Source organism: Roseovarius azorensis, assembly GCF_900109455.1.
GTDB classification, from domain to species: Bacteria; Pseudomonadota; Alphaproteobacteria; order Rhodobacterales; family Rhodobacteraceae; genus Roseovarius; species Roseovarius azorensis.
In genome coordinates this window covers 562,556-577,734 of sequence record NZ_FOAG01000001.1, presented here as the reverse complement: position 1 = coordinate 577,734, position 15,179 = coordinate 562,556, and the positions used below count along the sequence as shown (strand labels likewise).

At 64.6% G+C, this 15,179-nt stretch carries 18 protein-coding genes and 1 tRNA gene; 10 read left to right on the top strand and 9 right to left on the bottom strand.

From position 1 onward, the window contains the following. Positions 1–33 precede the first annotated feature (33 nt). Both BSG08_RS02920 and BSG08_RS02915 read left to right on the top strand, forming a co-directional pair. Entirely contained in the window at positions 34–1,089 is a 1,056-nt protein-coding gene (locus BSG08_RS02920; protein ID WP_342742582.1) for an AbrB family transcriptional regulator, read from the top strand. A gap of 138 nt (positions 1,090–1,227) precedes the next feature. After that, positions 1,228–1,983, top strand: a complete 756-nt coding sequence (locus BSG08_RS02915) for an SDR family NAD(P)-dependent oxidoreductase (protein WP_093031658.1) — start codon at positions 1,228–1,230, stop codon at positions 1,981–1,983. 6 nt (positions 1,984–1,989) lie between these two features. On the opposite strand, the gene BSG08_RS02910 is transcribed toward BSG08_RS02915, so the two are convergent. The 4 genes from BSG08_RS02910 to BSG08_RS02895 form a co-directional block, all read right to left on the bottom strand. Continuing rightward, positions 1,990–2,754, bottom strand: a complete 765-nt coding sequence (locus BSG08_RS02910; protein ID WP_093032004.1) for a potassium channel family protein — start codon at positions 2,752–2,754, stop codon at positions 1,990–1,992. A 61-nt stretch (positions 2,755–2,815) separates the two neighbouring features. Beyond that, on the bottom strand, positions 2,816–4,639 hold the full coding sequence (locus tag BSG08_RS02905; protein WP_093031655.1) for an ABC-F family ATP-binding cassette domain-containing protein: 1,824 nt from the start codon (positions 4,637–4,639) through the stop codon (positions 2,816–2,818). A gap of 41 nt (positions 4,640–4,680) precedes the next feature. Further along, positions 4,681–5,418, bottom strand: coding sequence for a GNAT family N-acetyltransferase (locus BSG08_RS02900; RefSeq protein WP_093031652.1), 738 nt, complete (start codon positions 5,416–5,418; stop codon positions 4,681–4,683). A 79-nt stretch (positions 5,419–5,497) separates the two neighbouring features. Further along, complete coding sequence (locus tag BSG08_RS02895) at positions 5,498–5,956, bottom strand: outer membrane protein assembly factor BamE (RefSeq protein WP_093031648.1); 459 nt, start codon at positions 5,954–5,956, stop codon at positions 5,498–5,500. Between the two features lie 88 nt (positions 5,957–6,044). Here BSG08_RS02895 and BSG08_RS02890 point away from each other — a divergent pair, with 88 nt between their 5' ends. The 8 genes from BSG08_RS02890 (at position 6,045) to BSG08_RS02855 (ending at position 11,491) form a co-directional block, all read left to right on the top strand. Beyond that, the gene (locus tag BSG08_RS02890) at positions 6,045–6,602 is read left to right on the top strand and encodes a YceD family protein (protein ID WP_093031645.1); all 558 of its coding nucleotides are present in this window, start codon (positions 6,045–6,047) and stop codon (positions 6,600–6,602) included. A 151-nt stretch (positions 6,603–6,753) separates the two neighbouring features. Continuing rightward, entirely contained in the window at positions 6,754–6,960 is a 207-nt protein-coding gene (gene rpmF / locus BSG08_RS02885) for a 50S ribosomal protein L32 (RefSeq protein ID WP_093031642.1), read from the top strand. 23 nt (positions 6,961–6,983) lie between these two features. Continuing rightward, entirely contained in the window at positions 6,984–8,090 is a 1,107-nt protein-coding gene (plsX, locus tag BSG08_RS02880; protein ID WP_093031639.1) for a phosphate acyltransferase PlsX, read from the top strand. Then, positions 8,087–9,061 (top strand): beta-ketoacyl-ACP synthase III, encoded by a 975-nt coding sequence (locus BSG08_RS02875; protein ID WP_093031636.1) that lies wholly within the window; start codon positions 8,087–8,089, stop codon positions 9,059–9,061. Before plsX ends, BSG08_RS02875 begins: the two co-directional genes overlap by 4 nt. A gap of 111 nt (positions 9,062–9,172) precedes the next feature. Further along, on the top strand, positions 9,173–9,475 hold the full coding sequence (ihfA, locus tag BSG08_RS02870) for an integration host factor subunit alpha (protein ID WP_093031633.1): 303 nt from the start codon (positions 9,173–9,175) through the stop codon (positions 9,473–9,475). Between the two features lie 14 nt (positions 9,476–9,489). After that, the gene (locus BSG08_RS02865; protein ID WP_093031630.1) at positions 9,490–10,209 is read left to right on the top strand and encodes a MerR family transcriptional regulator; all 720 of its coding nucleotides are present in this window, start codon (positions 9,490–9,492) and stop codon (positions 10,207–10,209) included. A 55-nt stretch (positions 10,210–10,264) separates the two neighbouring features. After that, positions 10,265–10,341, top strand: a tRNA-Pro gene (locus BSG08_RS02860). A gap of 76 nt (positions 10,342–10,417) precedes the next feature. Beyond that, positions 10,418–11,491, top strand: a complete 1,074-nt coding sequence (locus BSG08_RS02855; RefSeq protein ID WP_093031627.1) for a 2'-deoxycytidine 5'-triphosphate deaminase — start codon at positions 10,418–10,420, stop codon at positions 11,489–11,491. An 8-nt stretch (positions 11,492–11,499) separates the two neighbouring features. Here the strand turns inward: BSG08_RS02855 and BSG08_RS02850 are convergent, their stop codons facing one another. The 5 genes from BSG08_RS02850 to BSG08_RS02830 all read right to left on the bottom strand — a co-directional run bounded on the left by BSG08_RS02850 (position 11,500) and on the right by BSG08_RS02830 (position 15,175). Beyond that, positions 11,500–11,694 (bottom strand): hypothetical protein, encoded by a 195-nt coding sequence (locus BSG08_RS02850; RefSeq protein WP_093031624.1) that lies wholly within the window; start codon positions 11,692–11,694, stop codon positions 11,500–11,502. A gap of 90 nt (positions 11,695–11,784) precedes the next feature. Next, positions 11,785–12,444 (bottom strand): SMC-Scp complex subunit ScpB, encoded by a 660-nt coding sequence (gene scpB / locus BSG08_RS02845; RefSeq protein WP_093031621.1) that lies wholly within the window; start codon positions 12,442–12,444, stop codon positions 11,785–11,787. A 4-nt stretch (positions 12,445–12,448) separates the two neighbouring features. Continuing rightward, on the bottom strand, positions 12,449–13,237 hold the full coding sequence (locus BSG08_RS02840) for a segregation and condensation protein A (protein WP_093031618.1): 789 nt from the start codon (positions 13,235–13,237) through the stop codon (positions 12,449–12,451). Next, positions 13,230–14,237, bottom strand: a complete 1,008-nt coding sequence (gene nagZ, locus BSG08_RS02835) for a beta-N-acetylhexosaminidase (RefSeq protein ID WP_093031615.1) — start codon at positions 14,235–14,237, stop codon at positions 13,230–13,232. The genes BSG08_RS02840 and nagZ overlap by 8 nt, the downstream gene beginning before the upstream one ends. Then, complete coding sequence (locus tag BSG08_RS02830) at positions 14,234–15,175, bottom strand: SPOR domain-containing protein (protein WP_093032001.1); 942 nt, start codon at positions 15,173–15,175, stop codon at positions 14,234–14,236. Before BSG08_RS02830 ends, nagZ begins: the two co-directional genes overlap by 4 nt. Positions 15,176–15,179: the final 4 nt, after the last annotated feature.

Sequence of the window (15,179 nt, the reverse complement as noted above, 5' to 3'; positions counted from 1 at the left end):
GCCCTTGGTCGCACGCGATGCTTGAACGGGGCCATGTTGCCTCGCACAGTGACCACCCTTGCGCTTCTTGCGCTGGCAGCCCTCTGCGGCCCGCTGGCGCAGGCGCTTGGCCTGCCGCTGCCCTATCTGCTGGGGCCGCTTGCGGGATCGGCGCTGGTGGCGACGGTCTGGCCGCATCGCCTGCCGGAAGGCTACACATTCCCGCAGCCGCTGCGCCAGATGTTTCTGGCCATCATCGGGCTGATGATCGGGGCGCAGGTGACGCCTGCGCTGTTGACCGAGGCGCATCAGTATCTGCTGACCTTTGGCGCGATCACCGTCTTTGTCGGGCTGGCGCATGGCATGGGCTATGCGATCCTGCGGCATGTGGGCGGCTATGATGCAACCACGGCGTTTTACGCCAGCACGCCCGGTGGCCTTTACGAATCCATCGCCATGGGCGAGGCGGCGGGCGCCGATCTGACGCGCCTCATGATGCAGCAGTTCCTGCGCATCATCGTGGTGGTGACGGCCCTGCCGCTTGGCCTGTCGCTGTGGATCGGAGAACCCGTGGGCAGCGCGGGCGGCATGACGCTGGCACGCGCCGATGTGCCGTGGTCCGACCTGCCGCTCATCGTTCTGGCGGGGCTGGGCGGGCTTGCCCTGGGTCATGTGCTGCGCCTGCCCGCGGGTCAGATGACCGGGCCGATGGCGCTGGCGGCGGTGTTGTCGCTGACCGGCTGGCTGGGGTTCGAAATACCGCAATGGCTGGTCAATCTGGCGCAGATGGTGATCGGCACGGCGCTTGGCATGCGCTTTACCGGGCTCAGCCGGGGCCTGCTGCTGCGCGGTGCGGGGCTGTCGCTGTTGTCGGTGGGCGCGATGCTCACGCTGGGCGTGGCGCTGGCGGCGGGGCTGCACCGCGTGACCGGCGAGGCGGTCGATGTGCTGGTGATCACCTTTGCCCCCGGCGGGGTCACCGAAATGGCGCTGATCGCGCTGAGTCTGCAGGCCAATCCGGCCTTTGTCACGCTGCATCACATCTATCGCATCATGCTGACGGTGGTGGTGCTGGGAATGGTCACGCGGTTGCGGCGCCGCGCGCCCTGACCGGGATGTGCCCATGCGGGACCTGCGGAATTGGGTATTTTCGCCAAGAAGAATCCCGGGCAGCGCAAGAGAAGGCTTTGACAGATCGGCGCATGCGGGTTATCTGAACAAATGTTCATTTAAATCGGAGAGGCCGACATGCGCATTCAAGACACAGCCGCAATCATCACCGGCGGGGCCTCTGGCCTGGGTGAGGCGACGGCGCGGTTTTTCCGCGAGCGGGGGGCGCAGGTCACGCTGCTGGACCGCGACAGCCAACGCGGGCCGCAGGTGGCCGCCGAGATCGGCGCCGCCTTTGTCGAGACCGATGTGACCGACGAGGATTCGGTCGGGGCGGCGATCAAGGCCGCCATATCCGCCATGGGGCGGATCACTGCGGCGGTGAACTGTGCCGGCATCGCGACGGGCGAAAAGACGCTGGGGCGCGAGGGGCCGCATTCGCTGGCGGCGTTCCGACGCACCATCGACATCAACCTTGTGGGCACGTTCAACGTCGCCCGGCTGGCCGCCGCCGCGATGGCGCAGAACCCGCCCGAACCGGACGGCGCGCGCGGTGTGATCATCAACACCGCCTCGATCGCCGCCTTTGACGGGCAGAAGGGTCAGGTCGCCTATGCCGCATCAAAAGGCGGGATCGTCGGCCTGTCGCTGCCGATGGCGCGCGATCTGGCGCGCGAGGGCATCCGCGTGATGGCGATCGCGCCGGGGATCTTTGCCACGCCGATGCTGCGCGGCCTGCCGCAGGAGGTGCAGGACAGCCTGGCGCAGGAGGTCACCTGCCCCAGGCGGCTGGGCGATCCGGCGGAATATGCCGCACTGGCCGCGTTCATCGTCGAATGCGGCTATCTCAACGGCGAGGTGATCCGGCTGGACGGTGCGCTGCGCATGCAGTGAGGCGCGTCAGCCCGCGCCTTCGGTCTCGATATTGAGCTCGCGACCACAATGTTTGCAATGGATGGCATCTGGGTCGTGTTTCAGAAGCCCGCAATCAGGGCATTTATGGCGCACCCTGGCGGGCAGAAAGATCGCCCGCGCCAGCCGCAGAAACAGCCCCACCCCCACCACCATGATCCCCACCGCCAGAAGCCGCCCCAACCCGGTGGTCATTGCAATATCGCCAAACCCCGTGGTGGTCAGCGTTGATACGGTGAAATAGAGCGCATCAACATAGGTCTCGAGCCCCGGTTCCTGTCCGCCGCGCGTGAGCAGCACCAGAGCTGTCATCGCAAAGATGAACACCGTCAGGTTGACTGCGGCGACGATCGTGTCCTCATGCCGTCGGAACAGGATCGAATCGCGCCGCAGGTCGCGCAGCAGGTAATAGGAATGAATGAGCCGGAGGGCGCGCAGCAGCCGCAGTGCCGCAAGTCCCTGCCCCAGAAACGGCGCCGCGACGAGCGAAGCCAGCACGATCACGTCCACGAGCACATAGATCTGCCGGATGTGGCGCAGGCGGCTCTCGGAAATCCAGAGCCGCGCAGTGAAATCGGCGAATATGACAAGACCGATCACAGTGTCGGCGGCAAGCAGCCACGGCGTAAGCGGCAAAAGTGCCGTGGAAAGAAAAAACACGATGCTGAAAGCATCGAAGATCAGCAAACCATAGCGAAAGCGCGTGGCGCGCCTGCTGCGTCCCTCGTAGAGCAGTCTGATCGCGTCTTTCATGCCATCGGTCTCCTGATCTGCGTGGTCAGGCATAATGGCCTGCGAAGGGATCGAAGGGAAATCATCCTTCCTCTTCGGCCCTTTCGGCGAGGGTCAGCCATTCATCTTCGGCCTCGTTCAGCGCGGTCTGACGGGTTTTCAGGGCCTCGGTCGCCTTGTTGAACCTGGCTGGATCGCGGGTGAAGAGTGCCGGATCGGCCAGCAACTCTTCCAGCCTGGCGATCTCGGCCTGAAGGCGCTCGATCAGCGCGGGCAGATGTTCCAGCCGGTGCTTTTCGGTAAAGCTGAGACGTTGGGAGGATTGCTTTTCTGACTTGAGATTCGCTGTATTTTTGATTGATTTAATGTTATTTTTTTCAACTTCATCAGATGGAACCGCACCCCTTTGCGCGCGGTAATCCGACCAGCCGCCCGCATAGGCGGTGGCGCGCCCGTCGCCCTCCATCGCGATCGTGACGGTGGCCACCCGGTCAAGAAAGTCGCGATCATGGCTGACCAGCAGCACCGTGCCGTCGTAATCGTCGAGCAGTTCCTGCAAAAGATCGAGCGTCTCGATATCGAGATCGTTGGTCGGCTCGTCGAGCACCAGAAGGTTGCTCTCGCGCGCCATCAGCCGGGCCAGCAGGAGGCGCGCCTTTTCCCCCCCCGAGAGCGATTTGACCGGCGCGCGCGCCTGCCGCTCGTCGAACAGGAAATCCTTGAGATAGCCGACCACATGGCGCGGTTGGCCGCGGACCAGCACCTGATCCGCCTGCCCCGAGACGCGCATTTCGGCGTCGCCTGTCAGGCTCTCCCACAGGGTCATTTCCGGGTCGAGCCGCGCGCGGGCCTGATCGAAAACCGCCGGCATCAGGTTGGTGCCGTGAATGACCGTGCCGCTATCCGGCGCGATCTCTTTCAGCAGCATCCTGAGCAGCGTCGTCTTGCCCACGCCATTGGGTCCGACAAAGGCCACGCGGTCGCCGCGCAGGATCCTGATATCAAAACTTCTCAGGATGAGGTTTTCACCATAGGTCTTTGAAATACCAGTTGCTTCTATCACCTTGCGACCGGAGGGCGACCCCGCCTCGAGCGCCATGGCCGCCGCCCCCTGCCGCCGTATCTGGCTGCTGCGTTCGGCGCGCAGATCGGCCAGCGCGCGCACCCGGCCCTGATTGCGCTTGCGTCGGGCGCTGATGCCCTCGACGGCCCAGCGCGCCTCGGCCCTGATCTTGCGGTCAAGCTTGTGACGCTGCATATCCTCGTCTTCCCAGACCTTGTCGCGCCATGCCTCGAAATGCTCGAACCCCCTTTCCTGACGTCTGGTTATTCCTCTGTCTATCCAGAGTGTTGCACGGCTAAACTCACGCAAAAAGGCGCGATCGTGACTGATCAGGACGAAACCCTTGCGGGTGTCGCGCAGTTCGGATTCGAGCCAGGCGATCGCCTCGATATCGAGATGGTTGGTCGGCTCGTCGAGCAGCATCAGATCCGGCGCCGCGGCCATCAGCCTGGCCACCGCCGCGCGCCGCCGCTCGCCACCAGAGGCGGTGGCCACCGGGCGGGCGGGATCGAATTTCAGCCCCTCGCCCGCCATCTCGACGCGGTAATGCTCGTTCTCGTCCAGACCGCTCGTCGCATAGTCGCCCAGTGTGACAAAACCCGCCATGTCCGGGTCCTGTTCCATATAGCCCACGCTGACGCCGGGTGTGACGATGCGCGCGCCCCGGTCAGGCTCGACCAGCCCCGCCATCACCTTCATCAGCGTTGACTTGCCAGAGCCGTTGCGCCCGACCAGCGCCACCCGGTCGCCGGGCTGAATCACCAGCGAGAGGTCGTGAAACACCGGCTCACCCCCGAAAGTGAGCGAAATGTCGGTAAGTTGCAGAAGCGGTGCACGTGCCATGCGCGCGGGCTATCCTGCCGCCCCCGCACCGTCAAGGGACCTCAACACGCCAGCGCCCGCAACAGCCGTTTGCGGGCCTCGGGAATTGCGCCGACCTCGACCCCGGTAAAGACATGCAGCGTGTTCATCTGCCGGTCGATCACCGCATGGTCGCTGACCCAGCCGCCCATCATCAGATAGGTGCGCAAGAGCGGCGGCATGTGGCGCATCGCCAGTTTCAGGTCCGGCTTGCGCAGGCGCAGCGCCTGGGCAAAGCGGAACACGCTGGGCGCCTTGACGCGCGGCCACCAGCGGCGCGGCGCAAGGTGACGCTCGCGCAGCATGGCGAAAGAGTCGAGATAAGCCTCTGCCTCGGTTCCCTTGAACGAGGAACAGCCAAACAGCATCTCGATACCGTTCTCGTCGACGAACCGCGTCATCGCCGCCCAGGCCACCCGCAGGATATCGGGATCCATGACGTCGGGCGCAATGCAGAATCGACCCATTTCCGCCATCCGTCCGGCAAAGCCCGACAGCGCAGACAACTCGTAGAATTGCGCCGAGTAACTTCTGGCGATGTCGCAGCCGTCGGTCAGGATCAGAATGCGAAAGCAGCAGACCAGTCGGTCTGTCGCGCTGTCCTCGACCAGAACATGGGTGCAGATGTGGTCAAACGGGTCATCATCCAGCCCGTCCTCCAGCCCCAGGAAAGCATGTGCCCGGAGCCTTTGCGCGGCGCGGATATCGTGTGGCGCGGCAGCAATGCGCGCCTGATACCGCCCGTTCCGCAAGCCCGGCATGATGAAATCCCCAACCCCTGAGCGACCGTATTCGAGAGATCTCTATCACACAAGCCGTGACAGGGATATGACCCCCCGGTCAGCTCCCGAAGGCGCCCTCCGGGTTGATGTTGCCGATATTGCCCAGCAATTGCCGCAGGAAGCCGCCGCTCACCACCGAGGAATCGGTCACACGGCGGGCGAGCGGCACGACCTGCCCGTCCGCGAGGCTGAACCGCTCGATATTGGCAATCGTGTCGTCGTCGTTGAACGATATCGCCAGCACCTGCCGCTCGACGACTTCGGGGCGATACATTCCATAGGTGCGGATGCGGCTGCGGACGTAATAGTAATCGCCGTCGCTCAGCATGCCAGAGGCCGAGGGTGCCCCGATCACATCGTCAACGGTGGCGCGGCTGTCCACGCCCACGACAAGATTTTCAAGGTCTTCTTCCGGCGGTACATAGCCGTGATTGCGGTAGGTGGCCGAACAGGCCGTGAGGATCAGCAGACAGCAGAGCGCCACGGCACGGACCACCCGGTTTTTGGTTGCTGTCATCTCTGCCCTCTTGTCTTGGCCGCCAGCGGCTTCTATCCCGCTTACAACAAGGTGGTGCAGAGGTTCAAGAAAGGAAGCAAGGGCAGAAATGACTCAGCGACCGCAAAATCCCGATATCCTGCGCGTTGCCGACCTGTCTCAGCGCCGCCCGGTGAGGTTTGATCTGGCGCCGGATGCCGGGGCGCTGGCAGAGATCGCCGCAGAGCTTGATCTCTCGGGCCTGCGCAAGCTGCGTTTTCGCGGCTCGTTGACTGCGCTGGGCCAGAGCGCGTGGCTGTTGCGGGCCGATCTGGGCGCGACGGTGGTACAGCTCTGTGTGATCACCCTTGTGCCCGTCACCACCCGTATTGACGAGCCCGTCATCCGCCGCTTTTCGCCCGAGACGGACGACCGCGAGTCGGATCCGGGCGAGGAAATCGAGATGCCCGATGACGACACGCTGGAGCCTCTGGGCACCGAGATCGACCTGCGCCGCGTGATGATCGAGGCGTTGGCGCTGGCGCTGCCCGCCTATCCCCGCGCCGAGGGTGCCGAACTGGGGCAAATAAGCGCCGCCGAAGAGGGGGTGACCCCGCTCAGCGACGAGGATACAAAACCCTTTGCCCAACTGGCAGCGCTGCGTGACAAACTGCAAAAGTATGAGTAGCGCACCACGAATCGCTTGCCCCGACTGCAAATCGCTGTATTTTCCGCCTCTCATCGGAATTTGGGGTTGAACCGGCGGCTCGGAACGGATTAAGAGCCGCGGATACTCGTGAAACAGGGCCAGAGCGGCCCACAGGAATTGAGGTTGCGACATGGCTGTCCAACAGAACAAAGTATCGAAATCGCGCCGCAACAATCGCCGCGCCCATGACGCCTTGGTGGCGGGCAACCCGAACGAATGCCCCAACTGCGGCGAGCTGAAGCGCCCGCATCACGTCTGCGCGGCCTGCGGGCACTATGCCGAGCGTGAAGTCGTGTCGATGGTGGACGAAATCGACCTGGAAGACGACGCGGCCTGAACGCGGATTAGGCGATTGACTGCATGACCGCTCTGACGAACCATTCGAAGGCGGGTGCAGGGCGCACCATCATCTCGGTTGACGCGATGGGCGGCGATCAGGGGCCGGCGACCGTTGTCGCCGGCATCTATGCCTCTGCCCGCAAGAATCCCGATATCGGTTTCATTCTGCACGGCCCGCGGGACGAACTTGAGCGTCTTGTGACCAAGCGCAAGGGACTGGCGGCGCGCTGCGAAATTCGCCATGCCCCCGAAACCGTAACCATGCAGGACAAGCCCAGCCATGTGGTGCGCCACGGGCGCGACACCTCGATGTGGTCGGCGCTCGAATCGGTGCGCAACGGCGAGGCGACGGTCTGTGTGTCCTGCGGCAATACCGGCGCGCTGATGTTGATGTCGGTCATGCGCCTGCGCAAGCTGCCGGGCATCTTTCGCCCGGCGATCGCGGTGATGTGGCCCTCGCAGAATCCGCAAAAGCATAACATCATGCTGGACGGCGGGGCCGATATCCGGGCCGATGCCAAGGATCTGATGCAATACGCCCTGATGGGGGCTTCTTATGCGCGTAATGGCTTTGGCCTCGCACGGCCACGGATCGGCCTTCTCAATGTCGGCACCGAAGAGCACAAGGGGCGCGCCGAGTTGAAAGAGGCCTATGATCTGATTGCCGCCAATGCCAGGGTCGCGAATTTCGAATTCGTGGGTTTTGTCGAGGGGCGCGACCTGCCTGGCACGCGCTGTGACGTGATTGTGACCGACGGCTTCACCGGCAATGTCGCGCTCAAGACCGGCGAGGGCATTGCCAAGCTGATCTCGGACCTGCTGCGCGAGGCGTTTCAATACACGCCGTTGTCGCGGCTCGCCTCGCTATTGGCTTATACATCGCTGCGGCGCCTGAAAAAGCGGGTAGATCCGCGCCGCGCCAATGGCGGGGTGTTTCTAGGGCTGAACGGCACGGTGGTCAAATCTCATGGCGCTGCGGATGCAACCGGGGTATCCTCGGCCATCAAGCTGGCGTTTGAACTGGCGCAGTCCGGGTTCTCTGCAAAGCTGGCGGCACGGGTTGCATCTGCCGCATTGCTGGATCAGGATACGCCAACCGAAGCTCAATCCAACGGTGAGACTGAATGACATTACGCGCCGTTGCCGAAGGGATCGGGCATTACCTGCCGGATCGTATCGTTCCTAATTCCGAATTCGAAAAGACGCTCGACACCTCGGACGAGTGGATTCGCACGCGCTCGGGGATCGAGCGGCGGAGGTTTGCCGCCGAGGGGCAGACCACCTCTGACATGGCCACGCGCGCCGCACGGGCGGCGCTGGCGCAGGCGGGACTGACGCCCGATGATATCGACGGAATCATCGTCGCCACATCCACGCCCGACCTGACCTTTCCCTCGGTCGCCACCATGGTGCAGAACGAGTTGGGCATGACGCGCGGGTTTGGCTTTGACGTGCAGGCGGTCTGCGCCGGGTTCATCTATGGGTTGACCACAGCCAATGCGCTGATCCTCGCCGGACAGGCGCGGCGGATTCTGGTGATCGGCGCCGAGACCTTCAGCCGGATCATGGACTGGTCCGACCGCTCGACCTGTGTGCTTTTCGGCGATGGCGCGGGTGCGCTGGTTCTGGGTGCGCAGGATGGCGAAGGCAGCAACGCGGATCGCGGCATCCTGTCGTCCGATCTCAATTCCGACGGGCGCTATCGCGACATGCTATATGTCGATGGCGGGGTGTCGACCACCGGGCAGGCGGGCAAGCTGCGCATGCAGGGCAATCCGCTGTTCCGTCAGGCGGTCGAGAAACTCACCGCGACCGCCGATGCGGCGCTGGGAAAGATCGGGCTGACGGGGGCGGATCTGGACTGGATCGTGCCACATCAGGCCAATATCCGCATCATCCAGGGCACCGCCAGGAAGATGGGCCTGCCGATGGAGCGGGTGATCGTGACCGTGCAGGATCATGGCAATACCTCGGCAGCCTCGATCCCGCTGGCGCTCTCGGTGGGCGTGGCCGAGGGCAGGATCAAGCGTGGCGATCTGGTGCTCACCGAGGCGATCGGCGGCGGTCTGGCCTGGGGTTCTGTGGTTCTGCGCTGGTAAATCTGCTGAAAACAGGCAAAAAATCGCGCTTTAACCGCAAGGTCTAAGTTGTTGACATTGACTCGTAAAATCCTTCGGCCCTACAATCCGCCGCAAAACAGCGGGGATGTGATGACCGAGAAAACATTGACACGAATGGATTTGAGCGAGGCGATTTTCCGCGAGGTCGGATTGTCGCGTAACGATGCGTCGCAACTGGTGGAAAGTGTGCTCGACCATATGTCGGATGCGCTGGTGCGTGGCGAGCAGGTCAAGATATCGTCTTTCGGGACTTTTTCGGTGCGTGACAAGACCGCCCGCATCGGACGCAACCCGAAGACCGGCGAAGAGGTGCCGATCAATCCCCGCCGAGTTCTGACCTTTCGCCCCTCACACCTGATGAAGGATCGTGTTGCCATCGGCAACAAGACCTGAGGATTACAGCCCAGATGGCCAAATCCGTCGACGCCTTTCGCACCATCAGCGAAGTGGCCGAATGGCTTGAGGTTCCGCCGCATGTTCTGAGATTCTGGGAAAGCAAGTTCTCCCAGGTAAAACCGGTCAAGCGCGCTGGCGGGCGACGCTATTACCGGCCCACCGACATGCTGTTGCTGGGCGGCATAAAGATGCTGCTGCACGACGAGGGAATGACGATCAAGGGCGTGCAGAAGCTGTTGCGCGAGCAGGGTGTGCGCCATGTCTCGGAATTCTCGCAGGCGCTGGACGACCTGACCGGCGAAGAGGAAAGCGGCATCGCGCTCGATGTGACCGAAGAGGCCCCCGCCGCCGCGCAGGTGCTGCGGTTCGATCGTGTCGGCCGCGCGCAGGATCGTTCAGCCGCCGAGGACGCCGAGGAGGTCACCGGGGAAGAAGAAGCCCCGCCGCCGGACATGCCCGAGGAGGTCGCAGTGCCCGAGCAGGTGGCGCCAGAGGACGGCGCGAAAACACCTGCGGAGGGCCGGGAGGCCGCCGCTGCCCCGCGCCCCCTGCCCGATCTGCCCGAGGATGCCGATGACGACATGCCCGCAGCCCCCGCCGGCCCGCTGACGGCGCTCGCCGCGCTGAGGCAGCCGCTCGCGCCCGGCGATGCGGCCCGCCTGCAACCCTTTGTCGAACGGCTGCGCGCGCTTGCCGCGTCATCCGCCCCGGACGCCCGCGGCAGAGAATAAAATTGGGATTTCCCCCTTGCTCCCGCGCGCAAAACCGCTATGAACGGCCCATCGTCGGGCTATGGCGCAGCCTGGTAGCGCGTCCGTCTGGGGGACGGAAGGTCGCAGGTTCAAGTCCTGCTAGCCCGACCAATACAACCGACGATCCCGCCCATCCGGCCCCCTCGGGCACCGCAATCAGGATGCGGGGCGGCCAAGGGGGACAGGGATGACCGGGGTTCTTTCCAGCCAGCAGATACGTGCGATGATCGCCGATGGCGCGCTGACCGGCGCGCCCGGGATCCTGCCCGAACAGGTACAGCCCGCCAGTCTTGATCTGCGCCTTGGGCAGGTGGCCTACCGGGTGCGCGCCTCGTTCCTTGCGGGTGCCGGGCGGACCGTCACCGAGCGTCTGACCGAATTCGAGATGCACCGGATCGACCTGAGCCAGGGCGCGGTGCTGGAAAAGGGCTGTGTCTATGTCGTGCCGCTGATGGAATCCCTCGCCCTGCCCGAGGGTGTGCAGGCGGTGGCCAATGCCAAATCCTCGACCGGGCGGCTGGATCTGCTGACGCGGATGATCACCGATGGCGGGGTCGAATTCGACAGGGTGGCGGCGGGCTATGCCGGGCCGCTCTATGCCGAGGTCTGTCCACGCTCGTTCTCGGTGCTGGTACGGCCGGGAATGCGGCTCAACCAGATCCGGTTTCGCCGCGGTCAGGCGGTTCTGACCGATGACGCGCTGCGCGCGCTGCATGATGCGACGCCGCTGGTCGACAGCCCTGCGGTGATCGACGACGGGCTTGGCTTTTCCGTCGATCTGCGCCCCACCGGCGGCACGCTGGTCGGCTATCGCGCCAAGCCGCATACGGGGGTGATCGACCTGGATCGGATCAGCTATTACGACCCCACTCGGTTCTGGGAGGAGGTGCATGCCGAATCCGGGCATATCATCCTTGATCCCGGTGCGTTCTACATTCTTGTCAGCCGCGAGGCGGTGCACATTCCCCCCGAATATGCCGCCGAGATGGCCCCCTATGTGGCGATGGTGGGCGAATTCCGCGTGCATTACGCGGGCTTTTTCGATCCTGGTTTCGGACATGACGCGGCGGGCGGCGGCGGGTCACGCGGCGTGCTGGAGGTGCGTTGCCACGAGGCGCCGTTCGTGCTGGAGCATGGGCAGATCGTCGGACGGCTGGTCTATGAGCGAATGGATCAGCTGCCCGATCAGCTATATGGTGCCGGGATTGCGTCGAATTATCAGGGCCAGGGCCTGAAACTGTCCAAGCATTTCAAGGCGTGAGCCGCGGTTCAGAACCGCCCGAACCTGCGCCCCAGCCGCAGCGCCTGACGGCTGCGCTGCACGGTTTTGCGGCCATCCGGTCCGCTTGCGGCGTCGCCGCCCATGCGCTTGCCCATGGCCCCTACCCCGGCATTGATACCGCCGCGCAAGAGGCGGCGCATCACCATGCGCAGCACCATGCCGATGATCTGATTGGCGTTCATTTTATCTCTCCCCTGTCTGCCTCGAACACAGCTAGCATCAAAGCGCGCGGATTTCAGAACATGATATGAGGTTTTCCGCGAATCCCTCCCTCAATCCTCGAACAGTTCGTTCTGCCCCGGCGCGCCTTCGTCCTCGTCGGCGTCCTCCTCGCCCATCTGCGGCATCAGGCCCGGTGGCGGGCGGTTTTCCAGCAGACCCGCGGCGCGCAATTCCTTGAGGCCCGGCAGATCGCGGGCGCTTTCCAGTCCGAAATGGTCGAGAAATTCCTGCGTGACCACGAATGTCACCGGACGACCCGGCGTCATCTTGCGGCGGCCAAAACGGATCCATTCCATTTCCAGCAGTTGATCCACGGTTCCCCGGCTGACCGAAACGCCGCGGATTTCCTCGATCTCGGCGCGGGTCACGGGCTGATGATAGGCGATGATCGCCAGCGTCTCGATCGCGGCGCGGCTCAGCTTGCGGGTCTCGACCGTCTCGCGACTCATCAGATAGCCGAGGTCCGGCGCGGTGCGGATGGCCCAGGCGTCGCCCACGCGCACCACCCGCACGCCACGCCCCTCGTAGCGGCGACGCAGATGCACCAGCGCCTCTGCAGGATCGCAGCCATGGGGCATGCGTTCGGCCATGTCGCGGGTCGTCAGTGGTTCTGCGCTGGCAAAGAGGATCGCCTCGACCATGCGTTCCTGCTCGGCGACAGGCGGAGCTTCAAACAGGCTTTTTTCTTTTTTTTCAGAGTCTTGCTGCATTTAGTTAATCCTTGCGTCGCAGCTCTATCGGCGCGAATGTATCTGATTGCCGGATTTCGGCGCGCCCCTCCTTGACCAGTTCCAGAGAGGCTGCAAAGGTCGAGGCGGTGGCCGAGCGGCGGCGCGCAGGATCGGTGGTGAATCCGTCCGGCAGATAGCTGGCGATATCGGTCCAGGTCCCGGCAAAGCCGATCAGTCCGCGCAACCGTTCCAGCGCCTGTTCCATGGTGAAGATCGCATCGCGGTCCATCACGAAGGGGCGGAAATCGTCACGGGTGCGGATGCGGGCATAGCCCTGCATGAGATCGAGCAGCGTCGCCGTATAGCTGATCCGGCGCAGGCGGGCCACGTCCTCGGGAATGCCGCGGGCAAAGATATCGCGCCCCAGACGGTCGCGCGCCATCAGCCGCGCGGCGCAGTCGCGCATCGCCTGCAACCGCTCCAGTTGAAACGCCAGATGCGCGGCCAGATCCTCGCCCGAGGGGCCCTCCTCTGTCGGGTCGGGCGGCAGCAGCAGGCGCGACTTGAGAAAGGCGAGCCAGGCCGCCATCACCAGATAATCGGCGGCGAGTTCCAGCCGCAGCGCCTTGGCCCGCTCGACGAAGGCGAGGTATTGACGGGCCAGTTCGAGCACCGAGATCCGGCGCAGATCCACCTTTTGCGTGCGGCTGAGCGTAAGCAGCAGATCGAGCGGTCCCTCGAAGCCGTCCACATCGACGATCAGTGCCTCGGCAGACAGCCGGTCGGCGATGTTCGTCGGTTTCCCGGTGTTGTCGAAATCGTCCTCAGCCATGCCCGTGCCCGCCCATCAGCGCGTCAAGCTGAGCCGAGAGGGCGGAAATGTCAACCGGATCGGGGGTCTTGCGAAGGGTCAACGCGCGTTCGGCACGGGCCTGCGCGCGGGCGGACATCCGGCCTGCGGCCTCGGCCACCTCCTGCCGTTCGGCCAGGGTGCCGTTGCAATGCAGGATCACGTCGCAGCCCGCATCGAGCGCCGCCCGCGACAGTTCCGTGAGCGAGCCATTGAGTGCCTTCATCGAGATGTCATCGGTCATGATCAGCCCGTCAAAGCCGATCTCGTCGCGGATCACCTGCATCATCCGGGGCGAGGTGGTCGCCGGGGCGTCATCCATCGCCGCATAGACCACATGCGCCGTCATCGCCATGGGCAGGTCGCGCAGCGCGTGGAACGGCGCGAAATCGGTGTAGCGGAGCAGATCGTGTGACGCCCCGACCACCGGCAGATCGTGGTGGCTGTCGGCCTCGGCGCGACCGTGGCCGGGAATGTGCTTCACGACCGGCAATACGCCCCCGTCCAGCAAACCATCCGCCACCGCACGGCCAAGCAGCGCGACGGTCGCGGCGTCGAACCCATAGCAGCGGTTACGCAGGAACGGATGCGTCATCGGCCCCGCCACATCCACCAGCGGCGCGCAGTTGCTGTCGATGCCAAGCGCGTGGAGTTCCACCGCGATCAGGCGATAGCGCAGATACATCACCTCTTTTGCCACGGTTCCGGCGTCCTGCACCTGATCGAGCGGCGCGGGCCATTCGGTCCATTGCGGCGCGCGCAGGCGCTGCACCCGCCCGCCTTCCTGATCTATGGTAATGAGGGCGTCATGGCCTGCCGCCTCGCGCATATCGGCGCAGAGCGCGCACACCTGATCGGGGCTGTCGATATTGCGCGCGAAGAGGATGAAGCCGAACGGGCGCGTCGCGCGAAAAAACGTCTTTTCCTGCGGTGTCAGGCGCAGCCCTTCGGCGTCGAGGATCACCGCCCCGAAGGGCGTCACCGGGCCACCACGGGGATGCAGTCCGCGCGTTCGGCCACCAGCGCCGAGCAGAAGCGCCGGGTATCGCTGAGGTCGGCAAAGCCCATGGCGCGCAGCCGGTAGAAGGTGCGCCCGCCGCTTTCAGCGCGCTGGACCACGCGCTGTTTGCCGTCAAGGTAGTCCTGAAACCTGTGCGACAGCCGGTCCCACTCGGCGCGTGCCACCTCGGGCGACTCGAAGGCGCCAAGCTGCGCCAGGCGGGTGCCGACGGGAATACTGGCGGGATCCACCTCTGTCGCGGTCGTGGCGGACTGTGCCGAAGCGACCGCCCTCGCCACCGCTTCGGGCAGGTTGTCGAGCGTTTCCGGGCGCAGACGCGGGCGCAGCGATTGGCCTATACCGCCCTCGATCACGGCAACGGCAGCGGCAGTCTCTTCTGCTTCCGGTTCTTCCTCGACCGCGCCCGGAGCGGCATCAGGGGCGAGATCGGTTGTCGCCAGTCCGACAGCAGGCTCCACCGCAGCCCGGAGAAGCGTTTCGGGCGCGACCTCAGGCGCGGGCTCTCCGGCCTCTGCCGTGGGGGTCGCATCCGCGACCTCTGCGGGCGCGGATGCGGGTTGCGGAATATCCTCCAGCGACAGGTCCAGTGGCGGCGGCGCCAGCACCAGCCGGTCGGCAGGAGCCGCCGCGACGCCCTCGGCGGCAACCGCATTGACCGCGAGGCCCTGATGATCCGCCGCCTGTCCGCCGGGGTCCTCGGGTTGCACCCGCATCGGACCCTCGATGGCTCGCACCACCGGCACGCCCGAGACATCGCGGATGATCAGCTTGTAGCCCCAGACCGCAATCCCTGCGACCAGCGCCAGCGACAACGCCGCGCCGAGGAGATTGGTCAGCCGCGCCACGGTCCCCGCACGCCCTTGCCCAGCCTGAAACCGTGCATCCTGAAATTGTGCCATGCTC

What these genes read in the sequence shown, in the direction of transcription:
- BSG08_RS02920 (WP_342742582.1), top strand. Translation starts at nt 34, where the DNA reads ATGTTGCCTCGCACAGTGACCACCCTTGCGCTTCTTGCGCTGGCAGCC.
- BSG08_RS02915 (WP_093031658.1), top strand. Translation starts at nt 1,228, where the DNA reads ATGCGCATTCAAGACACAGCCGCAATCATCACCGGCGGGGCCTCTGGC.
- BSG08_RS02910 (WP_093032004.1), bottom strand. Translation starts at nt 2,754, where the DNA reads ATGAAAGACGCGATCAGACTGCTCTACGAGGGACGCAGCAGGCGCGCC.
- BSG08_RS02905 (WP_093031655.1), bottom strand. Translation starts at nt 4,639, where the DNA reads ATGGCACGTGCACCGCTTCTGCAACTTACCGACATTTCGCTCACTTTC.
- BSG08_RS02900 (WP_093031652.1), bottom strand. Translation starts at nt 5,418, where the DNA reads ATGCCGGGCTTGCGGAACGGGCGGTATCAGGCGCGCATTGCTGCCGCG.
- BSG08_RS02895 (WP_093031648.1), bottom strand. Translation starts at nt 5,956, where the DNA reads ATGACAGCAACCAAAAACCGGGTGGTCCGTGCCGTGGCGCTCTGCTGT.
- BSG08_RS02890 (WP_093031645.1), top strand. Translation starts at nt 6,045, where the DNA reads ATGACTCAGCGACCGCAAAATCCCGATATCCTGCGCGTTGCCGACCTG.
- rpmF (WP_093031642.1), top strand. Translation starts at nt 6,754, where the DNA reads ATGGCTGTCCAACAGAACAAAGTATCGAAATCGCGCCGCAACAATCGC.
- plsX (WP_093031639.1), top strand. Translation starts at nt 6,984, where the DNA reads ATGACCGCTCTGACGAACCATTCGAAGGCGGGTGCAGGGCGCACCATC.
- BSG08_RS02875 (WP_093031636.1), top strand. Translation starts at nt 8,087, where the DNA reads ATGACATTACGCGCCGTTGCCGAAGGGATCGGGCATTACCTGCCGGAT.
- ihfA (WP_093031633.1), top strand. Translation starts at nt 9,173, where the DNA reads ATGACCGAGAAAACATTGACACGAATGGATTTGAGCGAGGCGATTTTC.
- BSG08_RS02865 (WP_093031630.1), top strand. Translation starts at nt 9,490, where the DNA reads ATGGCCAAATCCGTCGACGCCTTTCGCACCATCAGCGAAGTGGCCGAA.
- BSG08_RS02855 (WP_093031627.1), top strand. Translation starts at nt 10,418, where the DNA reads ATGACCGGGGTTCTTTCCAGCCAGCAGATACGTGCGATGATCGCCGAT.
- BSG08_RS02850 (WP_093031624.1), bottom strand. Translation starts at nt 11,694, where the DNA reads ATGAACGCCAATCAGATCATCGGCATGGTGCTGCGCATGGTGATGCGC.
- scpB (WP_093031621.1), bottom strand. Translation starts at nt 12,444, where the DNA reads ATGCAGCAAGACTCTGAAAAAAAAGAAAAAAGCCTGTTTGAAGCTCCG.
- BSG08_RS02840 (WP_093031618.1), bottom strand. Translation starts at nt 13,237, where the DNA reads ATGGCTGAGGACGATTTCGACAACACCGGGAAACCGACGAACATCGCC.
- BSG08_RS02830 (WP_093032001.1), bottom strand. Translation starts at nt 15,175, where the DNA reads ATGGCACAATTTCAGGATGCACGGTTTCAGGCTGGGCAAGGGCGTGCG.